At 29.2% G+C, this 21271-nt stretch carries 16 protein-coding genes and 1 tRNA gene; 11 read left to right on the top strand and 6 right to left on the bottom strand.

Annotated elements, in window-relative coordinates; translation table 11 throughout:
* Nucleotides 1-354 precede the first annotated feature (354 nt).
* Nucleotides 355-594: a DUF2007 domain-containing protein gene (locus tag ACZIYX_RS11500; RefSeq protein WP_462682387.1), complete on the bottom strand. Its 240-nt coding sequence runs from the start codon at nucleotides 592-594 to the stop codon at nucleotides 355-357.
* Nucleotides 595-1181: 587 nt separating this feature from the next.
* Here ACZIYX_RS11500 and rnr point away from each other — a divergent pair.
* The 3 genes from rnr to ACZIYX_RS11515 all read left to right on the top strand — a co-directional run bounded on the left by rnr (nucleotide 1182) and on the right by ACZIYX_RS11515 (nucleotide 4884).
* On the top strand, nucleotides 1182-3377 hold the full coding sequence (gene rnr / locus ACZIYX_RS11505) for a ribonuclease R (RefSeq protein ID WP_462682388.1): 2196 nt from the start codon (nucleotides 1182-1184) through the stop codon (nucleotides 3375-3377).
* Between the two features lie 99 nt (nucleotides 3378-3476).
* The gene (locus ACZIYX_RS11510) at nucleotides 3477-4151 is read left to right on the top strand and encodes a head GIN domain-containing protein (RefSeq protein WP_462682389.1); all 675 of its coding nucleotides are present in this window, start codon (nucleotides 3477-3479) and stop codon (nucleotides 4149-4151) included.
* A 40-nt stretch (nucleotides 4152-4191) separates the two neighbouring features.
* Nucleotides 4192-4884, top strand: coding sequence for a LysE family translocator (locus ACZIYX_RS11515; protein ID WP_462682390.1), 693 nt, complete (start codon nucleotides 4192-4194; stop codon nucleotides 4882-4884).
* A 295-nt stretch (nucleotides 4885-5179) separates the two neighbouring features.
* Here ACZIYX_RS11515 and ACZIYX_RS11520 read toward each other — a convergent pair.
* Nucleotides 5180-5250, bottom strand: a tRNA-Cys gene (locus ACZIYX_RS11520).
* A 94-nt stretch (nucleotides 5251-5344) separates the two neighbouring features.
* Nucleotides 5345-5701, bottom strand: a complete 357-nt coding sequence (gene folB, locus ACZIYX_RS11525; protein ID WP_462682391.1) for a dihydroneopterin aldolase — start codon at nucleotides 5699-5701, stop codon at nucleotides 5345-5347.
* Between the two features lie 162 nt (nucleotides 5702-5863).
* Between folB and ACZIYX_RS11530 the strand changes: the two genes are divergently transcribed.
* Nucleotides 5864-7909 carry a glutamine--tRNA ligase/YqeY domain fusion protein gene (locus ACZIYX_RS11530; protein ID WP_462682392.1) on the top strand — a complete coding sequence of 682 codons (2046 nt, stop codon included), beginning with the start codon at nucleotides 5864-5866 and terminating at the stop codon, nucleotides 7907-7909.
* 75 nt (nucleotides 7910-7984) lie between these two features.
* Here ACZIYX_RS11530 and ACZIYX_RS11535 read toward each other — a convergent pair whose 3' ends face one another.
* The 3 genes from ACZIYX_RS11535 to gltX all read right to left on the bottom strand — a co-directional run bounded on the left by ACZIYX_RS11535 (nucleotide 7985) and on the right by gltX (nucleotide 11607).
* Nucleotides 7985-8494 (bottom strand): hypothetical protein, encoded by a 510-nt coding sequence (locus tag ACZIYX_RS11535; protein ID WP_462682393.1) that lies wholly within the window; start codon nucleotides 8492-8494, stop codon nucleotides 7985-7987.
* A gap of 381 nt (nucleotides 8495-8875) precedes the next feature.
* Nucleotides 8876-9823, bottom strand: coding sequence for an SPFH domain-containing protein (locus ACZIYX_RS11540; RefSeq protein ID WP_462682394.1), 948 nt, complete (start codon nucleotides 9821-9823; stop codon nucleotides 8876-8878).
* Between the two features lie 272 nt (nucleotides 9824-10095).
* Nucleotides 10096-11607: a glutamate--tRNA ligase gene (gene gltX, locus ACZIYX_RS11545; protein ID WP_462682395.1), complete on the bottom strand. Its 1512-nt coding sequence runs from the start codon at nucleotides 11605-11607 to the stop codon at nucleotides 10096-10098.
* A gap of 570 nt (nucleotides 11608-12177) precedes the next feature.
* On the opposite strand from gltX, the gene ACZIYX_RS11550 reads away from it, so the two are divergent.
* From ACZIYX_RS11550 to ACZIYX_RS11580, 7 genes are all read left to right on the top strand, one after another.
* A complete protein-coding gene (locus tag ACZIYX_RS11550; RefSeq protein WP_462682396.1) occupies nucleotides 12178-15540 on the top strand; it encodes a DUF4175 family protein in 3363 nt (1120 codons plus the stop codon).
* Entirely contained in the window at nucleotides 15533-15952 is a 420-nt protein-coding gene (ybeY, locus tag ACZIYX_RS11555) for an rRNA maturation RNase YbeY (protein ID WP_462682397.1), read from the top strand. The genes ACZIYX_RS11550 and ybeY overlap by 8 nt, the downstream gene beginning before the upstream one ends.
* A 99-nt stretch (nucleotides 15953-16051) precedes the next feature.
* A complete protein-coding gene (gene mnmG / locus ACZIYX_RS11560) occupies nucleotides 16052-17923 on the top strand; it encodes a tRNA uridine-5-carboxymethylaminomethyl(34) synthesis enzyme MnmG (RefSeq protein ID WP_462682398.1) in 1872 nt (623 codons plus the stop codon).
* A complete protein-coding gene (locus tag ACZIYX_RS11565) occupies nucleotides 17923-18390 on the top strand; it encodes a hypothetical protein (RefSeq protein WP_462682399.1) in 468 nt (155 codons plus the stop codon). Before mnmG ends, ACZIYX_RS11565 begins: the two co-directional genes overlap by 1 nt.
* 165 nt (nucleotides 18391-18555) lie before the next feature.
* Nucleotides 18556-18819, top strand: coding sequence for a hypothetical protein (locus tag ACZIYX_RS11570; protein WP_462682400.1), 264 nt, complete (start codon nucleotides 18556-18558; stop codon nucleotides 18817-18819).
* 149 nt (nucleotides 18820-18968) lie between these two features.
* Nucleotides 18969-19820, top strand: coding sequence for a class I SAM-dependent methyltransferase (locus ACZIYX_RS11575; protein WP_462682401.1), 852 nt, complete (start codon nucleotides 18969-18971; stop codon nucleotides 19818-19820).
* Nucleotides 19821-20048: 228 nt separating this feature from the next.
* Complete coding sequence (locus tag ACZIYX_RS11580; RefSeq protein ID WP_462682402.1) at nucleotides 20049-20582, top strand: OmpH/Skp family outer membrane protein; 534 nt, start codon at nucleotides 20049-20051, stop codon at nucleotides 20580-20582.
* Nucleotides 20583-21271 lie beyond the last annotated feature (689 nt).

Genomic DNA, 21271 nt, shown 5'->3' on the forward strand with positions numbered 1-21271 from the left:
AATCAAAATTATAACTCCACTTTTTTTAGACAAGTTTTCAGATGTTAATTTAATGTTATCAACTATGGTTTTACCGTAATTATATAAAGAATTTTATGTGTTTATTAGCTATTAACAATTGTTAATTAAATTTAATTTTAATTAGAGTATCAATCAATTAGAATATTAATATCCTGTTTATATTTTTCTGAAAATTCATTTTAACTTTAAAAACAAATAATTTTTAAAAAAGATATACCGCTATTAACATTACATCATAATCATCATTAATAATTTTAAATTTCAAAAAAAGAAAAAGATATATTTAATAAGTGTTTAAAACTATAATTTAAAATAAAATGATTTAGTAAAAGGTTATACTATTCTTAAATGTGAATTGGTATCCAGATCTTTGATAATTTGAAGAACCTTATCTTTATCTTTTATGTGAACTTTAAGATTGATTCCTCCCAAAGCGTTTGAATAAAAAGGAAAAACACCTATCATTGTTTCGTTTTCAAAGAAATAAGAAATTTCTTCTTGATCCAAAAGAAGTTTTAGTACAGCATATTCAAATGGGTAAGTATATGTGCTTATAGTAATAAAATCTTTCATTTTATTAAATATGATCTATCGTCTTTTTTGCTTATTTACAATATACAAAATAAGTGCAATAATCTATGATATAATAAACTAAAATAAGTTTTAAGGATAGTATGCAGTCAATTATTTCTGGGCATACTTCGGGGCATTAGATCCAAAATGAGCGTAAAAACTAATTTATTTGAGTAGCCTCCCTGTCAACCTTAAAAGATTTGTTTATTTCAGAATTTTCTATAGATTCTTTTTTGTGATCTATGGTATTATTGATATATAATGAAAAAGAATAGATACCCAAAAGAAATATGAGTACAAAAAGTAGTATTATCTTGTGTATTTTGGTGATTTTACGCATATATAACTCAATAATCTCAAATAATTAGATCCTCAGGAATTAAATACTAAACGAATAAAATACAATCGTAGTGCATTAAAATTAAGTAAATTTTAAGAAATAACACCAAAATAAATTTACCAGATAGTATTTATTGAAATAATTTGATGATTATTTGAAGGCATGGATTACTAAAAGTTTAAACTTAAAATTATAAATGTTAAAAGATAAGCTGTACTTTTATCCTAAATAACTAGAACAGACATTAATGAAAAGAAAGAGTAGAAGAAGAAAGTCACCTAAAATTGAAAATATTAGCCAAGGGATACTTAAAATATTAAAATCAGAATCTGATAAAAGTTTTAATTATAAACAGATTTCGGCAAAATTTGGAGTAGATGATGCCAGTAGCAGAAATCAAATTATAAAAAAATTAACACAACTTGCAGCAAAAAAACAAATTGAAGAAGTAGAAAGAGGCAAATTTAAAATTATCCCAAATATCAATACATATACAGGTATTCTTGAAATAACTTCAAAAGGTACGGGATATGTAATTGTAGAAGGTATTGAAGAAGATATTTTTATACCAAATAACAATTTGAACAAGGCATTACATGGAGATGAAGTAGAAGTTTACATTTATCGTAGAAAAAGAAGAGGAAAAAGTGAAGGCGAAATATCTAAAATTATATCCCGTAAAAAAAGTGAATTTGTAGGAGTAATAGAAATTCAAAAAAACTACGCCTTTGTTAATATGCAGGATAGTAGAATGTATACAGATATTTTTGTTCCTAAAAATAAAATAGGAGAAGCAGAACATGGAGATAAAGTATTGGTAAAACTAGAAGATTGGCCAGAAAAAGCCGATTCTCCTTTTGGTAAAGTAATAAAAGTATTAGGAAAACCAGGAGAACACAACACAGAGATTCATGCAATTTTGGCCCAGTATGGTTTACCATACGAGTTTTCTCAAGAGGTAGAAGAATATGCAAATACCTTAGATACCTCAATCAAGGAATCTGAAATTAACAACCGTAGGGATATGCGAAAAACCCTTACGTTTACCATAGACCCAAAAGATGCAAAAGATTTTGATGATGCATTATCCTTTGAAATTTTAGAAAATGGTAATTACGAAATAGGAATCCACATTGCAGATGTCTCTCATTATCTTAAACCAGGAACCATACTTGATGACGAGGCTTATGAAAGAGCAACATCAGTATATTTGGTAGACAGGGTGGTACCCATGTTACCCGAAGTGTTGTCCAATAATGCATGCTCATTACGACCTAATGAAGAAAAATATACATTCTCTGCCGTATTTGAGCTTAATGATAAAGCCGAAATTAAAAATCAATGGTTTGGCAGAACAGCAATATACTCTGATGCCAGATTTGCTTATGAAGAAGCACAGCACATTATAGAAACAAAAGAAACCACAATACCAGCCGGTATTTCTATCACAGGACAAACATATAACACAAATCAAAAAATAGCAGATGCAATTCTTAAATTAGATCAATTAGCCAAAATTATGAGATCCAAACGAATGGGAGAAGGCGCCATCTCGTTTGATAAAGTAGAAGTAAAGTTTAATCTGAATGAAAATAATGAACCGGTAGGAGTGTTTTTTAAGACTTCTAAGGACGCCAATAAACTTATTGAAGAGTTTATGTTGCTGGCTAATAAAAAGGTCGCAGAATTTATAGGAAAGCAAAAACCAAAGAAAACCTTTGTATATCGTGTTCACGATGAACCAAATGATGAAAAATTAGCATCATTACAAAATATTATCGGTCGATTTGGATATAAATTAGATCTTAGAGATCGCAAAACAACTACCAAATCGTTAAACAATCTATTAAACGATGTTCAAGGTAAAAAAGAACAAAATCTGGTAGATACATTAGCCATCAGAAGTATGAGTAAAGCAGAGTATACTACTCATAATATAGGACATTATGGTTTGGCATTTGATTACTATTCACACTTTACATCCCCGATAAGAAGATATCCCGATGTTATGGCACATCGTTTGTTACAACACTATTTAAACAAAGGTCAAACTGTAGCAGAAGAAGAATACGAAGAAAAGTGTAAACATAGCAGCAGTATGGAAAACCTGGCTGCAAGCGCAGAACGTGATTCTATAAAATTTATGCAAATAAAATTTATGAAGGACCATGAAGATGAACAATTTTTGGGCGTAATTTCAGGAGTCACAGAATGGGGAATTTACGTAGAAATAATTTCTAATAAATGTGAAGGTATGGTTCGTTTAAAAGACATGAATGATGACCGTTATATCTTTGATCAGGAAGAATATGCTATTATTGGAGAACGAACCAAAAAAACATATCAATTAGGAGACGAAGTATATGTAAAAGTAAAAAATGCAGATCTTATAAAAAGACACTTAGATTTTATTTTATTAGGAAGCAAAGAAGAAATAGAATAGCTGAAAACAGGTGTCATTTATTTTTACAAAAAAACTTAAAGCTAGGCTTTTGGATTATTTTAATTATAAAAATGAAGTTTAAATCTTAAAAAATTAACAATGAAAAAAATAGTATTTCTTTCCGTTTTTTTTCTAACAACATTAGGACAAGCACAAGATGTTCTAACTAAAAAAGTTGGTGATTTTAATGAATTAAAAGTATTTGATAAAATAGAAGTTACTTTGATTCAAGGTGAAGAAAATAAAGTAGAAATTTCTGGTATTAAAAAAGAAAAAATAGAAATTGTTATTAAAGACCAGGTATTAAAAATAAAAATGTCCTTAAATAATACTTGGGATGAAAATGACACAAATGTTACTGTATTTTATAAAAACCTATCTAAAATTGATGTAAATGAAGGTTCAAGTGTTATTGTAAAAGGAACATTAAAATCTTTTGATCTGGATCTAAGATCTCAAGAAGGGGCAAATATAAAAGCAACTATACAAAGTGATAAATTGATAGCAAGAGCAGTAACAGGAGGTGAATTAATTTTGAATGGAAAAGTAAAAGAGCAAGAAGTTATCGTTAAAGCTGGAGGACAATTTATGTGTGAAGATCTTAAAACCGAAACTACACAAGTAAAAATAAGCGCAGGCGGAAGAGCAAATGTAAATGCCAGTAAATATGTAAAAGCAAATACCAACGCGGGAGGAACCATAAAAATCTACGGAAAACCAAAAGAAATAGACTCTCAAAAGCTATTCGGAGGAAAAATTATTGAAGTTAACTAGTTAGTTTTTTAACTTTGTAGTAAATACGTTTACAAATACTATGTTTCAAGATGCTCATGCAGCTATACCATTAGGTTTTTTATTAGCTTTTTTAATAGGTCCTGTTTTTTTTGTGCTCTTGGAAACAGCTGCTATAAAAGGATTTAGAGCAGCTTTGGCTGTAGATTTAGGAGTCATTTTTGCAGACATAGCATTTATTTTTATAGCCTATTTTAGTACCAATCAGATTTTAGAAAAAATAAAAGACGATCCCGCATTATTTATTTTTGGAGGTGTACTATTATCTACTTATGGTGTTATTTCTTTTATTCAGGAAAGAAAAAATTATAATAAACTTAGAGACACTTCTGTAGAAATAATTAACAAACACAATTATATAATGCTTTTTATAAAAGGATTTCTACTTAATTTTATAAATATTGGAGTCTTAGGATTTTGGCTAAGTATTATTATAGTTATAGGTCCACAATTAGACATGGATACTACCAGAATGCTGTATTTTTTTATTATGGTTTTGGTTACCTATCTGTTTATTGACTTATTTAAAATGTTATTGGCAAAACGGCTCAAAACAAAGTTGACACCAAAAAGAATATATCTTATAAAAAGAGTTATTAGTATGATTATGGTTGTCTTTGGTATATTTCTTATCTTAAAAGGTATTCTTCCGGATACTATGGAAAAACGTTTACAAAATGAAATTGAAAGAATAACACCAGAATCCAGATTTTAATCCCTCATTGAAGCTTAATTTCCACAGGCTTGCTTCAAAACAAAATATACTTTAAACACGGATTATGGAACAGAACATTGTCATGAGACTTTGCACTACCATTAATACAATTAATACAATGATTTTTTTTGGTTATTTTGTCATTCTGGCGTAGGTTAGAACCCAACCTTAACAAACTTTAAATTGTTAGCTTAATGACATTGACAATCCGGGGTTAAGTGTATATCTCATAGGGTTTGCTCCCTGTTTATTTATTTAATTAAAAAATCCCATACATATTGTATGGGATTTTTTGAGGTGTCGAGCGGATTCGAACCGCTGTAGATGGTGTTGCAGACCACTGCCTAGCCACTCGGCCACGACACCCAATTTTTGGTTGGACGGCAAATGTAAAAAAATTTATGCTTACTTTAAATGATTTCGCATTAAAACATGATTAAAAATGTATTTAATCATAAAATTATCTGTTTTTACTTTTTTTAATAGTAACCATTTCTACATTTCCCCCAATAGGAGGATTGATTTTAGAAACATCTACAATAGCTTTTTTTACTAGTGGTATTTCTTTTATTATTCGTATCAAAATTCTTTCCGCAGCATGTTCTAATAATTTGGATCTAATAGCCATTTCTTCCTTTACAATACGGTTAAGATGAACATAATCAACAGTATCTGTTAATCGATCAGAAATAGAAGAATCAGATAAATCGGCCATTACTTTTAGATCAATTCTATAATCAGACCCTATTTTTTTTTCCTCAATAAGGCATCCATGATACGCATAAACCTTAATATTTTTCAGCTTTATTACTCCCACAAATTTTTTTATCAAATTTAAAAAGAATCTTTATTAATAAAACAGGTATACCCCCCTTATTTATAATAATTTTACCAGAGTGTAAAATTATTGCATAAAGATTTTGATACAATAGTTGGGCAGCATTAGAATTTGTAGTTTTGTGTTTTATTTAGATTATAAATGTCAACAGAAAAAAAACCGCTTAATTTTATTGAGCACATTATCGAAGAAGACCTTTCAAATGGGATGGATAAAGCCAACTTACGTTTTCGTTTCCCACCAGAACCTAATGGATACCTTCATATAGGGCATACAAAGGCAATAGGAATTAGTTTTGGGCTTGGACTTAAATACAATGCACCAGTTAATTTGCGTTTTGATGATACTAACCCGGCAAAAGAAGAGCAAGAGTATGTAGATGCTATCAAAGAAGATATTGCATGGTTGGGATATAAATGGGATCGAGAATGCTATTCTTCAGATTATTTTCAGCAATTATATGATTGGACCGTTCAATTAATCAAAGATGGAAAAGCCTATGTAGATTCTCAATCTTCAGAAACTATAGCAGAACAAAAAGGAACTACTACAGAACCAGGTGTCAATAGCCCTTTTAGAGATCGGTCTGTTGAAGAAAATCTGGATCTTTTTACAAAAATGAAGGAAGGCATATTTCATGAAGGAGAACACGTAGTAAGAGCCAAAATTGATATGGAAGATCCTAATATGCTAATGCGGGATCCCTTGATGTATAGAATTTTAAAAAAGGAACACCACAGGACCGGAAATAAATGGTGCATATACCCTATGTATGATTGGACTCATGGAGAAAGTGACTATATAGAAAGCATTTCGCACTCCTTATGTTCTTTAGAATTTAAACCACATAGAAAGCTGTATGATTGGTTTTTGGATCAAGTGTATGATAATAATATTAGACCAAAACAAAGAGAATTTGCACGCCTTAATTTAAGTTATACAATCATGAGTAAGCGCAAGCTACTTCGATTAGTAGAAGAAGGAATAGTAACCGGATGGGATGATCCCAGAATGCCAACTATTTCTGCATTAAGAAGAAGAGGATATACTCCCGCATCTATTCGTAAGTTTGTGGATACAGTAGGAGTGGCAAGACGTGAAAACGTTATTGATGTATCCTTATTAGAATTTTGTGTACGTGAAGACCTTAATAAAAAAGCACACAGGGTTATGGCCGTTTTGGATCCTGTTAAATTAGTAATTACTAATTATCCTGTTGGAGAAGAAGAATGGTTAGAAGCAGAAAACAACCCTGAAGATGAGGCTGCAGGATATAGAAAAATACCTTTTTCGGGTGAATTATATATAGAAAAGGAAGATTTTAAAGAAGAAGCAGGACAAAAATTCTTCAGACTAACTTTAGGAAAAGAAGTAAGACTTAAAAATGCATACCTTATCAAAGGACAAAGTGTGGTTAAGGATAATGAAGGTAATATTACCGAAATTCATTGTACTTATGATCCTAAAAGTAGATCGGGTAGTGGTACAGAAGAGTCTAAACGTAATGTAAAAGGAACTTTGCATTGGGTATCTGTTGCACATTCTATACCTGCCAAAGTAAGAGTTTATGATAGATTATTTAATAACGAATCTCCCGACAATCATAAGGATAAGGATTTTATGCAATTTTTAAACCCAAATTCTTTAAAGGTTATTACCGGTTATGTAGAGCCTGGTTTAAAAGATGCTAAACCATTAGATCAATTTCAGTTTCAAAGATTAGGATATTTTAATGTAGATACAGATAGTAACCCTAGTGCTTTGGTATTTAATAAAACTGTAGGTTTGCGGGATACTTGGGCAAAAGTAAAACCCGAAGCAGTACAACCAAAAAGTATACAAGATAAACCACAAAATACGCAAAATAAGATATCTTCAATCGAAGAAATAAAAAGAGCAGGGAAAAAGTATACAAACCTGCCAGAAGATAAAAGAGAAGCTCTTAAAATTAAAATTCAAGAAGCTGCAAAAACTATAGAAATAGAGGAATTAGTACCACTATATGAAACAGCTGTTAAAAAAACAGGAACCCGTATTGCTACAATAATTGCCCTTGATGTAGTTTTGGAAGTTAAAAAATTAAAGCCGGATCAATTGGCAAAAGATTTTATACAAAAAGCTTTAGAAGATAATAATGAACTATTACAAATTGAAGCTAAATCTTTGAATTCAAAATATAAAATATAAAAAATTATCGGGCTATATTAAAAAAATAGTTGCCTGTTTTTTTAATATAGCCCGATACTATAATACTATATTCCTTTAATTATCAGCTATATGCTCGTCTAATGGAATTTCAATATCTGTCCTGAAATCCGGAAACAATTTTTTAATTTCAGGATCATCAATAAGTTTATTAGACTCCACAAAATACCAATGAGATCTCTTTTTATTATAAAAACCAAATAATGAACTTTTAAGAGTTACTTGCCTTCCGTTAAAATCCATTTTTATAGTATTTTTTACTAAACAACGATATTCTTTACCTTCTTTTTTAATTTCAGACACTTCATCTATTTCAGAACTCAGAATTTTTATTTTTTGAGCGTCCATTGTTCTGAATATTTCGTTCATTGTATCCATTAGTTGCTTTTCTCCATAAGCATCATAAACCTGAGGATGGGTATATTTAAGTATTGTACTTAAATTTCTATCGATCGAAGCTTGAGAAGTTGCTTTTGCATCTCTTAAGGCAAATTCTTTTAGTGTACTCTCATCTTGAGAATATATGCTTCCATAAATTAACAATAAAAGTAAAATTAAATTTTTCATTTGGGATTTTTTTACAAAGATAAGAATTTTTGTACTATAATATTTTTTTATCGGTTTTTAATATATTATTAATATTATTTATTAAAAAATGATTCATATAAAGCGTTTTAAAGTGTTTAAAAAAAAAAGCAATATGATATTAACACTACTTACTTAAAACATTAAATAAACGCGTTAAATTCAATTTTTATTCAAAATACCATAAATTAATTTTTTTTAACCAAAAATATATAAGCAAGTTCACAAAGTATGTTTCCAGAAGGTATATTTTGTTTTTAAGGAAAGCCTTGGGTAATTAGACTTTCAATAAAAGATTAAAATCTTTAAAATATTATACAGGCACAATTAATAATCTATTTAATATTTTGGTTGAGAATAATTTTATTTTTTACTCTCAGGATTTTTACCAATACCTTTTTTTGCATTTTGCATTTTCATTTGCTCACCTATTTGGTTAGAAGCAGTAAAGGACGCAATCATATTATTTAACATATCACTACCTGCTTGTGGAGAGTTTGGTAATAATATTAAATTACTATTAACATGTTCTCCTATAGATTGTAATGTATCATAATGTTGTGTAACAACAATAAGTGCAGAAGCCTCTTGCGAATTAATTCCTACATTATTTAAAACATCCACACTTTCTTCTAATCCCCTTGCTATTTCTCTACGTTGATCTGCAATACCTTGACCCTGTAGTCTTTTACTTTCAGCTTCGGCACGAGCTTTGGCAACTATTTTAATTCTTTCTGCCTCTGCTTCATATTCTGCTGCAACTTTTTCTCTTTCGGCTGCATTAATACGATTCATTGCCTCTTTAACCTGCATGTCAGGATCTATGTCTGTTACCAATGTTTTGATAATATCATAACCATAATTAACCATAGCTTCATTTAGCTCTTGTTTTACTGCTATAGCTATATCATCTTTACGCTCAAAAACATCATCCAATTTCATTTTTGGAACTTCTGCTCTAACTACATCAAAAACATAGGATGTAATTTGATCATGGGGGTTTTCTAATTTATAAAATGCATCATATACTTTTTCCTTTATTACTTGAAATTGAACCGATATTTTAAGGCGAACAAAAACATCATCTTTAGTTTTTGTTTCCACAAGAACATCTAATTGTTGAATTTTTAAGTTAATACGACCAGAAATACGATCAAAAACCGGAATTTTGAAATGTAAACCAGAATTTCGAATGCTTAAAAATTTACCAAATCGCTCTACTATGGCAGATGTTTGCTGTTTTACAGTAAATATTCCTGAAAACAGTATAATAAAACCGAAAATTAATATTGGAATTAAATAAAAACTCATTTTTTATAGATTAAAAGTTAAAAGCGTATTTATCAATGAATGTACTAATAAATTATAAATGTATATCCATAATTTAGAAATTGTTAGCATAACAATATTTATGTTTTTGTAAGGATATTTCTATAAGTTTTTTAGGCTGGTATTGTTAGATTGAGTTTGCCAAAATTCTTAACAGGCAAATTACAAGTTAATATTTGACAAACTAACACTAACAAAATATTATATTTTTTAGTTTTTGAACAATTGCTCTTAATTAATAAAATTATTATCCTTTAATTAACTTCTATAGCGTTTTTTATTCTTTTTATAGTTTCCTTTTTACCAATAACAGAAGCTATTTGAAACAAGTCCGGACCCTGCAAAGATCCTACCAGGGCTATACGTAAAGGCATCATTATTTTACCAAAACTTATTTCTTTGCCTGTGATCCATCCTTTTACAATAGTAGAAATATTATCTTCAGAAAAATCATTAATATCACTTAGTATTCTGGTTAGCTCGTGCATTAAGACAGGGGTATCTTCTTTCCAGGCTTTTTGTACTGCTTTTTCTTCATACTTACTTGGCGAAACAAAATAAAATTCACTAAGATCCCATAGATCTTTTACAAAAGTTGCACGCTCTTTTATATGGGCAACAATATTTTGGATATCTAAAGAAGTAGATATATTTTTTTCTGTTAATATTTTTTCAAATTGTTGAGATAGTATCAAATTATCTGCTTTTTGTAAGTGTTGCTGTTGAAACCATTTGGTTTTTTCAGGATCAAATTTAGCTCCGGATTTATTAACACGTTTTAAATCAAATTCTTCTATCAATTCTTCCAAAGAAAATAATTCTTGTTCTGTACCCGGGTTCCATCCTAAAAAAGCAAGCATATTAACCACTGCTTCTGGTAAGTAACCATCCTCTTTATATCCGGATGCAGTTTCGTTTGTTTGTGGATCTATCCATTGTAAAGGAAATACAGGAAAACCCATTTTATCACCATCTCTTTTACTTAATTTACCTTTGCCAACAGGTTTTAAAATTAATGGCAAATGAGCAAAACTTGGAGCTTCCCATTCAAACGCACGATATAATAATACATGTAATGCCAACGATGGCAACCATTCTTCGCCCCTAATAACATGAGTTATTTTCATTAAGTGGTCATCTACAATATTTGCCAAATGGTAGGTTGGCATACCATCACTTTTAAATAATATTTTATCATCAAGGATATTTGTATCTATTTTTATATCCCCTCTAATTTCATCTTTAAGATGCAAAACCTCATTTTCGGGAGACTTAAATCTAATAACATAAGATTCTCCAGAAGCAATCTTTTTTAATACTTCATCTTCGGGCAGAGATATAGAATTAGTAAGTTTTTTTCTATTATGCCAATTATATACAAATGTTTTTCCCCTTTCTTCGTGTTCTTTTCTATGCACATCCAGGCTTTCTGTAGTATCAAATGCATAATAAGCAAAACCATTTTTTATTAAAAGATCGGCATATTCTTTATATATTTCCTTACGTTCGCTTTGTCTGTATGGCCCGTATTTTTCCTCTTTTCCGGGTCCTTCATCAAAAGGGATGCCACACCACTCCAAAGCATTTTTGATGTATTCTTCGGCTCCGGCTATATACCTGTTTTGATCAGTATCTTCTATTCTAAGCACAAAAGTTCCTTTATGTTTTTTTGCAAAAAGATAATTAAACAATGCTGTTCTTACTCCCCCTATGTGTAAGGGCCCGGTAGGACTTGGAGCAAATCGTACCCTAATGTCTTTTGTCATGCTAATGTTTTTTAAACTCTTAAAAAGTCTTACAAATAAGTAACAAAGATACAATCTTTATACAGGTTGCTAAAAATCATTTTATAATACTATTTCAAACTTAAAATGATATAGCATTACTATTAAGCACAATAGTTTTTATCCATAAAATATGTCGCTAAATGAAAGCCCATTTATTATTATTTTTGCGGGATTTTGGATTTATACTATTTTAACTTTGAAATAGCACTAATAAATTATTTCTTTTTCATCTATTCTTCGTTAAAAAATATAACCATAACTACAGTTATGCTTGATACCAGATTTTTGCCTTGAATACATAAAAAGTAAATTCAATTTCTATACACACTATTTCAAAGTTAAAATGGTATTACTTTTCATTTCACGTGGAACAATGTTTGCCTGTTGTTAAAAAGTAAATAGAAGACAAGGTATATAATACCAAGAAAAAAAGGTTTGATTTTTCAAAACAACTTATATTTCAGTAATTTGAATTATCATAAATATAACAAATCTATTAAAAATAAAATTGTAGATTTAGAAGTTAATGCAAAATGAAAGCTTTATAATATGGAGAATTTTCAATTCATAAAAAACAAGTTAGAAGAATTTATAAAAAGATACTACTTAAATGAGTTTATAAAAGGGGTAATCCTTTTTTTTGCGATAGGGGTATTGTATTTTTTGGTAACATTATTAGTTGAAAATTTTTTGTGGCTTGGTAAAATAGGAAGAACCATATTGTTTTGGTTATTTATAACAGTAGAGCTTACTTTATTTATCAAACTAATATTAATACCAATTGCAAAACTTTTAAAAATTGCCAGAGGTATAGATTATGAAAAAGCTTCAGACATTATAGGCAATCATTTTCCTGAAGTAAATGATAAACTTTTAAACGTATTACAATTAAGTCAAAGTAAAACATCATCATCATTACTACTAGCCGGTATAGAACAAAAGTCAAGCCAGTTAAAACCAATTCCTTTTAAATTAGCTATTAATTTAAAGAAAAACATCAAATATTTAAAATATGCCGCAATCCCGTTGTTACTATTTTTTATATTATTTATTTTTAATAAAACACATTGGATTTCAGATAGTTATAAAAGAGTTGTTAATTATGAAGTTGCTTACGAACCACCTGCTCCATTTAAGTTTTTTATTATCAATTCTACTCTGGATGTTTTTGAAAACACAGATTTTGTGCTTAAAATAAAAACTACGGGCGATGTAATTCCTGATAATGCAACAATAAAATATAATGAGGAAGTTTATTTTTTAAAAAATGTAGGATCAGGAGAGTTTGAATACACTTTTGTACAGCTTAAAGAACCATTGGAGTTTGTTCTTGAAGCCAATGATGTTATTTCTGTTCCGTATAATTTATCTGTGGTTTCTATTCCAGCTTTATTAAACTTTGAAATGAAATTAGATTATCCTTCATATACAAAAAAAGCAGATGAAATTTTAAAAAGCTCAGGAAACGCAACTATACCAGAAGGAACAAAAGTTAGTTGGGTAGTATATACAAGAAATACAGATATAGTAGAGTTTAAAACAAAAGATTCTGTTATATCTATAACAAAGGATAAAACTAATTTTTTATATGAAAAGAACATTTATAATAGTTGGGATTATGAGATTACAACATCCAATAAAAACATAAAAAATTATGATAACTTATCTTTTAATCTTAACGTAATAAAAGATCAATACCCAGAATTAAACTTAAAATCTGAAAAAGACTCTATTGATAATCAAACATTATATTTTTATGGAAAAGTAAGTGACGATTATGGATTAACCAAACTTAGGTTGGTATACTATGATTCTGATAAAACTGAAACTGTAAAATTTAAAAATATTGAAATTAACAAAGCCGAATTTGACGAGTTTATTTACGCCTTTCCTGCAGATATCATCCTTGAAGAAGGTATTAATTATGAGTTCTATTTTGAAGTTTTTGATAATGATATACTTCATAATTATAAAAGCACAAAAAGCACAGTTTTTAATTTCAGACAGCTTACCAAAGAAGAAATTGAAAAGGTTTTATTACAAAAGCAAAGTGATGCTATCTCTGGTTTAAATAAATCATTAGATAAATTTAAAGAACAAGAACAAGAATTAAAAAGTCTGAGTAAAACACAAAAAGAGAAAAAAAGACTAGATTTTAATGACAAAAAAAAGTTAGAAGATTTTTTGAAGAGACAGAAGCAGCAAGAAAAAATGATGCAAGATTTCTCAAAACAACTAAAAGAAAATCTGGAACAATTTGATAAAAAAGATAAAGAAGAACCTTTTAAAGATGCTTTAAAAGAAAGGTTGGAGCGAAATGAAGAGAAGCTTAAAAAGAATGAAGAACTTTTAGAAGAAATAGAACGTCTTTCTGAAAAAATCCAAAAAGAAGAACTAACAAATAAACTAGAAGAACTAGCTAAGGAAAATAAAAATATAAAAAAGAATTTAGAACAACTTCTTGAACTTACAAAACGATATTATGTTGCCGAAAAGCATGAAAAATTAGTAAAAGAATTAGAAGATTTATCTAAAAAACAAGAAGAGCTTTCTGATAAAAATGAAGAGGAAAACACTAAAGAAAAGCAAGAAGAGTTAAATAAAGAATTTGAAGATTTTCAAAAAGAAATGGAAGATTTGAGGAAAGAAAATGAAGATTTAAAAAAACCGATGGATCTGGATCAAAAGAAAGAAGATGAGAATGAAATAAAAAAAGAGCAAGAAAAAGCAAGCGAAAATCTGGAAAAAGAAAATAAATCTGATGCTAAAAAGAATCAAAAAAGTGCCGCTCAAAAAATGAAACAAATGAGTAAAGGTATGAAGATGCAAATGGAAATGAGCGGGGAAGAGCAACAGCAAGAAGATATGGAAATGTTAAGGCAAATTTTAGACAATTTGGTAGATTTTTCTATTAGTCAAGAAGATTTGATGAACGATTTTAAAGGAATCGATATGAACAATCCCAGTTACTCTTCCAAGCTTAAAAAACAAAGTGTATTAAGAGAAAATTTTATTCATTTGGACGACAGTTTGTACACATTGGCCTTGAGAACACCACAAATAACAGAAATGGTCACAAAAAAATTAACAGACATAGAGTTTAATATTGATAAATCTTTAGAGCGTCTTGCCGAAAACGAAATCGTTCAAGGATCTGCTAATCAACAATATACAATAACAGGGTCTAATGATCTTGCCTATCTTTTGAGTAACACATTAGATCAAATGCAAAGTAGCATGTCTGCATCTGGTAAAGGAAAAAGCGGATCTAATGAAATGCAATTGCCAGATATAATAAAAAAACAAGAAGAACTTAATGAGCAAATGAAAGAAGGATCTGAAAAAGGAGAAAAAAAAGGGGATAAAGATGGGCAAAAAAATGAAGGAGAAGGTCAAGAAGGAAATCAAAAAGGAAACAAAAACAAAGGTAAAAACGGAAGTAAAAAAGATGGAGATGAAAATAATGGAGAAGGAGAATCTGAACAACAAAAAGAAGATTTGAATGGACAGTTATATGAAATATACAAGCAACAGCAAGAATTAAGAAACGCATTACAGGACAAAATAAATAAGCAAGGAAAGGGAGGATCTAACGGAAGTGATTTGTTAAAAAAAATGGAAGAAGTAGAGCAAGAGCTTTTAGAAAAAGGTTTTAACAACAAAACATTAGGAAAAATGTTGGATTTAAAACATGAACTACTTAAACTTGAAGACGCTACTTTGGAGCAAGGAGAAGAAGAAAAAAGAGAAAGTAAATCAAACAGAATAGAGTTTGAAAATCAAAATTCATTACAAATAGACAAGGCAAAACAATATTTTAATACTACAGAGATATTAAACAGACAAGTATTACCTTTGCGGCAAAATTATAAACAAAGAGTACAAAGGTATTTTAAAAAAGACAATGATTAATTTTTATTACGAAACCGAAATAAAACTACACAACGAAGATTTTTTAATAAAATGGATAAGCTCTGTTATTTTATCTGAAAAGAAAACAGAAGGAGAAATAAGCTATATCTTTTGTGATGACGAGTATTTATTAAAGATAAATCAGGACTTTTTAAATCACGATACCTATACAGATATCATAAGTTTTGACAATAGTTTAGGTAACCAGTTGAATGGAGATATTTTTATTTCGGTAGAGAGAGTTAAAGAAAACGCTGTTGAATTTAATGTTAGCGAAGACGAAGAAATGCGAAGAGTTATTATACACGGCATACTTCATTTTTGTGGATACAAAGACAAAAACAAAGAAGACGAGAAGCTTATGCGAAGCAAAGAAAATGAAAAACTATTATTGTTCCACGTGGAACAATAATAGTTTTTTGATTGTTTACAAAAAATGTTCCACGTGGAACATTTTAGAATCTTGTTATAAAATAAATTATGTTCCACGTGGAACAATTGTATGTAAATTATGTTTGATAAAGAATATGATGTAATAGTGGTGGGTGCAGGGCATGCAGGAAGCGAAGCTGCAGCTGCAGCTGCAAATTTAGGATGTAGCACGTTGTTGATTACTATGAATTTGCAAAACATTGCGCAAATGAGCTGTAATCCTGCTATGGGAGGTATTGCAAAAGGGCAAATAGTTAGAGAAATCGATGCACTTGGAGGATATAGTGGAATAGTAAGTGATCGTACTGCTATACAATTTAAAATGTTGAATAAATCAAAAGGACCCGCAATGTGGAGCCCAAGGGTTCAAAGCGATCGAATGCGTTTTGCAGAAGAATGGAGGACAATGCTTGAGCAAACCCAAAATGTGGATTTTTATCAAGACATGGTAAGTGGGCTTCTAGAACAAAATGGTGAAATAAAAGGAGTACGAACATCACTTGGTATTGAAATAAAAGGAAAGACTGTAGTACTTACAAACGGAACTTTTTTGAATGGTTTAATCCATATAGGAGAAAAACAATTTGGAGGAGGAAGAGCAGGTGAAAAAGCAGCCACAGGAATAACAGAACAATTGGTTGGTTTTGGTTTTGATAGTGGAAGAATGAAAACAGGAACTCCCCCAAGGGTAGATGGCAGATCTTTGGACTATTCAAAAATGGTAGAGCAACCAGGGGATGAACAACCAGAAAAATTTAGCTATTCAAATATAACAAAACCCTTAAAAAAACAAAGGTCTTGTTATATGACATATACTTCTCTCGAAGTTCACGAATTGCTTAGAGAGGGATTTGATCGTTCTCCTATGTTTAATGGTAGAATTAAAAGTATTGGACCAAGATATTGCCCGTCTATAGAAGATAAAATTAACCGTTTTGCCGATAAAGAAAGACACCAACTTTTTGTAGAACCCGAAGGATGGAATACGGTAGAAGTTTATGTAAACGGATTTTCAACATCATTACCAGAGGATGTTCAATTTAAAGCATTAAAATCTGTTGTTGGTTTTGAAAACGTTAAATTTTTTAGACCAGGTTATGCAATAGAATATGATTATTTTCCGCCAACACAATTAACACACACCTTAGAAACGAAACTAATTTCGGGTTTGTTTTTTGCAGGACAGATTAATGGAACAACAGGTTATGAAGAGGCAGCATCCCAAGGATTAATGGCAGGAATAAATGCAGCTTTAAAAGTAAAAGAAAAAGAATCTTTTATCCTTAAAAGAAGTGAAGCATATATAGGAGTGTTGATTGATGATTTGATAACAAAAGGAACAGAAGAACCATATCGTATGTTTACCTCTAGGGCAGAGTACAGAACATTGCTTAGACAAGATAATGCAGATTTTAGGCTAACACCAAAATCGCATGAAATAGGTTTAGCATCTGATGCTCGAATGAAAAGAATGGAAGAAAAGGAAAAAAAAGCAATTGCTTTTGTGCAGTTTTTTAAAGAAACCAGTGTTTCTCCAGAAGAAGCGAATCCAGTTTTAGAAGAAAATAATTCTACACCAATTAATCAAAGTGGTAAATTGTTTAAATTATTTTCTCGTCCGCAAATCACATTAGAAGATATTAAACATTTTGAAAAAGTTGACAAGTATATAAAAGAAAACGATCTGGATAAAGAGGTTTTAGAACAAACCGAAATTCAGGTTAAATATTCTGGATATATTGAGAAAGAAAAAAATAATGCGGATAAGTTAAATAGATTAGAAGATTTAAAAATACCTGTTAATTTTGATTATTCTAAACTAAAATCTCTTTCCTTTGAAGCAAGAGAAAAAATGTCTAAAATAAAACCAGCAACAGTTTCTCAAGCATCACGAATTAGTGGAGTATCGCCAAGTGATATTTCTGTTCTTTTAGTTTATATGGGTAGATAATGAATTGTGTAATTGTAAAAGAATCGAAAACACTATTAATTAAAATAGTTGGATTCATAACAATTATAGTTTATTCTGTTATATCGTATTTGGTTGTTGAGTTTTCGATTCTTTTAAGTATTTTGTTTTTTTGTATTGGTACTTTTTTAGCAGGTTTTTCCAAAGAATATAAAATCACCAAAGACTTCAATAACGAAACGCTTTTTGTTTTTTATGGAAAGACACTTTGGAAATCTAAATTTTGTATAGACTATCCAGATTATATTTCTGTTTTTCATGCTTCGTTTGTTCAACGACATGAAGATGATGGCACAGAAGATAAATTTAAGAAATGGGTAATACGGTTTTTTAAAGGTAATAGTTATTATACTATTTTAGAAGAAGATAATTATGATAATGTGTTAAAAACAGCTAATGATCTTGGTGTTCTTTTAGAAGTAGAAGTTTATGACAGATCTAAAGAATAGTTCCACGTGGAACATTTTTTGCTTATATAGTACAATAGATTTATTATTTCGTTTACAGAAAAAATAATCATAGTAATGAAAAAGTATTTTATTTTAATTTTAGTGGCTTTTTTTCTTTTTTCTTCCATAACCACACATAAAGTAAAATAAATTGATAATTTTAGAATGGAAACAGAAAACATATTTAATAAGAAGGCTTTAATCTTTAAACCACCAATGCTTCCAGAAAAAGAAAAAAGATCCCTTAGAAAACAATTTGGTTTAACAGAGAATCAAAACTTAAAATATTTTAATACAATTTTGTTTAAATACTTAGATATCGAGTTTAATGTTAAAATAAGTTTTGAAGTAGATAGAGAAGTAAGAATGAATTTAGTTTCTGACTTAATTGATAAAGAAGATACTGAAAACGAAATTGGAGAAGCATAAACTTTTGTAAAAATTATTATTGAAGATCCAAATAGAGATAATTGCCTTTACTATAAAATCTTTGTTTTATAATAAAACCCGATCATTTTTAATCGATATTAAAAGCAATATAAAAAAAGAACCATTATTTTAAATTTTCTACTTGCATAATGAATAAACAAAACGATTTAGATTTTTTTATCGAGTGTAAAGATTATACAGTATCTGGAGAAACATTTCAGTTATTATATGATAAAAAATACGATATGTTGATTACTTCACCAAAACCTAAAGAAGATGAGTTAGGAAAATATTATGAAAGTGAAGATTATATTTCTCATACAGATGCAAAACGATCGTTTTTTGAAAAACTATATCATATAGTTAAAGTGTACTCTTTAAACAAAAAAGTAAAGCTAATTTCTAAATTAAATAGTGAATCAAAGCAGATTTTGGATATTGGGGCAGGAACAGGAGATTTTTTAAATACAGCCAAAAATAAAGGCTGGAAAATAGAAGGAGTAGAACCAAATACACACGCCAAAGCATTAGCCAGGCAAAAAGGAATTGATTTACATTTTAATACTACAGATTTTGAATCTCAAAGCTTTGATGTTATTACGATGTGGCATGTTTTAGAACATATACCAGATGTAGAAAATCAAATAAAAGAATTAAAACGACTTATAAAACCTAACGGGTATGTGATTATAGCTGTTCCTAATTTTAAATCTTATGATGCACTATATTATAAATCCTTTTGGGCAGCTTATGATGTTCCCAGACATCTTTGGCACTTTTCAAAAAATTCTATTCAAAAACTTTTTAAAGAAGAAGGTTTTAGTTTAGAAAAAGTGCTTCCAATGAAATTTGATTCTTTTTATGTGTCTCTTTTATCAGAAAAGTATAAAAACGGTAAAATCAATTTTATAAAAGCTTTTTGGATAGGTTTAGAATCTAATAGTAAAGCAAACCAAACCAAAGAATATTCTTCTCATATTTATGTGCTTAAAAACAGTTAATACCTATTTTTAAGTGCCTTTTTTGTGTTTTTAATAAGGTTAAGGTGTCTTTGTATTGTTTTTTTTGAAGAATGGCTTAAATCGCTTTATTTTTGATTATTTTTTATAAGATTTATGTATTATAAATAGTAAAACGATCGTTTTTTCTTATATCTGTTTTTTTATTAAGATAATAGATAAACATGACATTAACTTTGATATTTTTGCGTAGAACTTAATTTTTGAAAAATGAAAAAATTTTTATGGATCGCAGGAGCATTTTTGGTTTTAGCTTCTTGTAATCAACAAATAGAAAAAACGGGTTATGTAAATAATACCAGAGTTGTTTCTGACTTTAAAGAAATGAAAGTAGCACAAGAAAAATGGACAAAGAAAAATAACGAAGTGCGAGCTGAATTGGAGGAAAAAGCAAAACAATTTCAAATCGAGGTACAAGGATACCAAACTATCATGAAATCCATGTCTGATGCTAATAGAGAAAAGAAAGAGCAGGAGCTAATGGCAAAGCAACAAGGTTTACAAAGAGAGCAACAAGCCAAAATGCAAGAGATCCAACAAGGTAGTCAGGTAGAAATAGACTCTATTATCAATAAAGTAAAGAGCTATATTGAGGATTATGGTAAGAAAAACGGGTATACATATATCTATGGAGATACAGAAGCAAGTAATATACTGTATGGTAAAGAAGAGTTAGATCTTACCGATAAAATTCTTAAAGAATTAAACGGAGAAGAAACTAAAACTACGGAAACGAAAGAGTAAATAGTTTTTAAAATCATTTTATATACCCTGACTATCTATGATAATCAGGGTTTTTTTATTCGATAAGTAGCAATCTGTAAAAAAAGATGCTTAATAGAGTAGTTTTTACAATGAAATAAAGAAAAATTGGTTTAAAACTATACTTTTTAAATAAAATAGTTTGTTTTTATATATAGAAAAAAGCAGATTTATAAATCTTAGCCTGTTTTTATAAAAATAAAGATGATTTTTGAATACTTTAAAAATATATAATATTATGAAGTATTCCCATATCTTTTATTCATATTAAGCATGTTTTTAAAGAACTTTTATTGTTAATATGCTTATTTTCAAAAGCTTATAAAACCAATTAATTTATCGTAAATACCTGATAATTAATATAATATATTAATTTTGATAACTTAATATTAATAATATATTTTTTAATTAATATCTTTAAACACAAGACATATATCGAATTTATACTGTACTGTATAAAAGTAAAAGATCTTGCAGAAACTACTGCCAAAAAGCTCTGGTAGAAGGTTTTTAAAAAATTCATAGAAGAAAGAAGTTTTACTTTTCAGACCCCCTTCTTTTTTATAAGATTTAGTCCCTTATTGAGAGGCTAATTTACAGAGGCTTGCCTCGCAAAAAAACGGAAGCATATCTCGTATTTTTGCTCCGAGGTTATTGATTCCCATTTAGAT

The organism is Aquimarina sp. (assembly GCF_977115655.1).